This is a genomic window from Vibrio sp. 1401, assembly GCF_033340295.1.
Genome location: NZ_JAWOWF010000106.1, coordinates 1 through 2,089, shown reverse-complemented (window position 1 = coordinate 2,089; position 2,089 = coordinate 1). Strand labels below are relative to the sequence as shown.

1 protein-coding gene is annotated in these 2,089 nt (G+C 44.4%); it reads left to right on the top strand.

Annotated elements, in window-relative coordinates; all coding sequences use genetic code 11:
* The first annotated feature begins 561 nt into the window (after positions 1-561).
* A complete protein-coding gene (locus tag R7Z77_RS23885) occupies positions 562-1,998 on the top strand; it encodes an NAD-dependent succinate-semialdehyde dehydrogenase (RefSeq protein ID WP_081107536.1) in 1,437 nt (478 codons plus the stop codon).
* Positions 1,999-2,089 lie beyond the last annotated feature (91 nt).

Sequence of the window (2,089 nt, the reverse complement as noted above, 5' to 3'; positions counted from 1 at the left end):
AGTTGGTTAGAATACCGGCCTGTCACGCCGGGGGTCGCGGGTTCGAGTCCCGTCCACTCCGCCACTTATATTAAGCCCCAGTCGAAAGACTGGGGCTTTTTCGTTTGGTCGTGTCCCCTAGAAATGCATTTACACATTGAAGGCGAGACAATACGACTTTCTTTACCCTTTTGGCACATGAGTTTCTCAGGAAGATGAGCCTGCTGCCTGCACTTCCAATTACTCCGAGTTTGTATCCTGTCCTCGTTGAAAGATTGGTCATTTGAACAATGAGTCTTTATAACACTCGCCCTCAACCGTAATAGAATGAATAGTCTTCCTCACTGCGCGTTTTGTTAGCGTCTCTCTTAAACAATAATTTTCTACATCTTATTTCTCAAACATTCATTGCTTCCATGTTTAGAGCGGGACCGTCGTTGCGTGGATTACGCAATTTCCCGAAATATAGTGAGGAAGAGAGCTAAGTCTTCCGAAAATTAATGCCTTTTAGAAAACTTTGTTTTCTTTGCTGAACTTGCTAGTAGCGATTAACCTAAGAGGAGTTCTTGAGGAGTATGTTTGATGATGCAACAAATAAAAAATGAAACGCTGAAATCTGTATTTAAGCAATGGTCTTCCGAAGAGGGAATTGTGGTCATCAACCCTGCAACTGAGCAAGAGTTAATTCGGTTAAAGCCTAGTACTCTTGATGAGTTAGATGATCTCATTGGTCAGTGCAAAACGGAGCAAGTCCGTTGGGCTAAATTAAGTGCCAAAGAGCGCTCTCGTCGTTTGAGGGGGTGGTATCAACTACTTCTTGATAATGCAGAAGACATAGCCACGATTATTACCTTAGAGCAGGGTAAACCTTTAGCTGAGAGCAAAGGGGAAGTGATGTATGGTGCCTCTTTTGTCGAGTGGTTCTCAGAAGAAGCAAAACGTGCTTATGGCGAAGTTATTCCTGCCCCCACGACAGATAGACGTCTATCTGCAATTCGCCAGCCTGTGGGAGTATGCGCTGCAATTACACCTTGGAACTTCCCTATTGCGATGATTACAAGAAAAGCAGCACCAGCCCTAGCGGCAGGTTGTGGCATGTTGATCAAGCCATCAGAGCTTACCCCTCTCACTGCAATTGCTGTTGTTGAATTAGCTTATCAGGCTGGTATCCCTAAAGAACTGCTTTCTGTCGTGGTGTCGGAGCAGGCTGCTGAGTTTGGTCAAGTACTAAGTACTGATCCTAGGATTCAGAAGATCTCTTTTACGGGGTCTACGCGCGTTGGGAAAATTTTGATGAAGCAAGCCAGTGATTCAGTCAAGGCGGTGTCGATGGAGTTGGGTGGTAATGCGCCTTTCATCGTGTTTGAAGATGCAGACTTAGATGAGGCTGCGGAAGGGCTTGTCGCGTCGAAGTTCCGTAATGCGGGGCAAACATGTGTTTGTACCAATCGGCTATATGTTCATAAAAATGTAAAACAAGCTTTTATTGATAAAGTATTGTCGAAGTTAAGCAAATTAAAGCTTGGAAATGGTTTAGAGAAAGGTGTCACATTAGGTCCTGTTATTACGATGGCCTCTAAGCATCGACTAGAGGCGGCGATCGATCAAGCTGTACAAGAAGGAGCCTCTATTGCTAACTCTCCACAGAGACGGCCTGGTCGCTTTATGGAGCCCGTTCTTTTGGATAGTGTGACGCAGAATATGTCGATTGTTCAGCAAGAGCTATTCGGGCCTGTGTTGCCTATTGTTACCTTTGAAAATGATTATCAAGTTCTCGAAATGGCGAACGATACAGAATATGGTTTGGCTTGCTATTTCTATACGAATAGCTTGAAGCGTATTGTGACTTTTAGTGAAGGTTTAGAGTACGGCATGGTTGGAGTTAATGAAGGGATCATCTCTACTGAAGTGGCTCCATTTGGTGGAGTTAAAGAGTCGGGTGTTGGACGGGAAGGTGCTAAGCAAGGACTCGATGAATATCTGGAGACAAAGTATATTTGTCTTGGTGGTTTAAGCTGATTTCAGAGATGGCCGTGACCCGTCCTGATATGGGTTGACACTTTTTAACTAAAACGCTCGATGTACTTCATCGGGCGTTTTGTATTTTAAA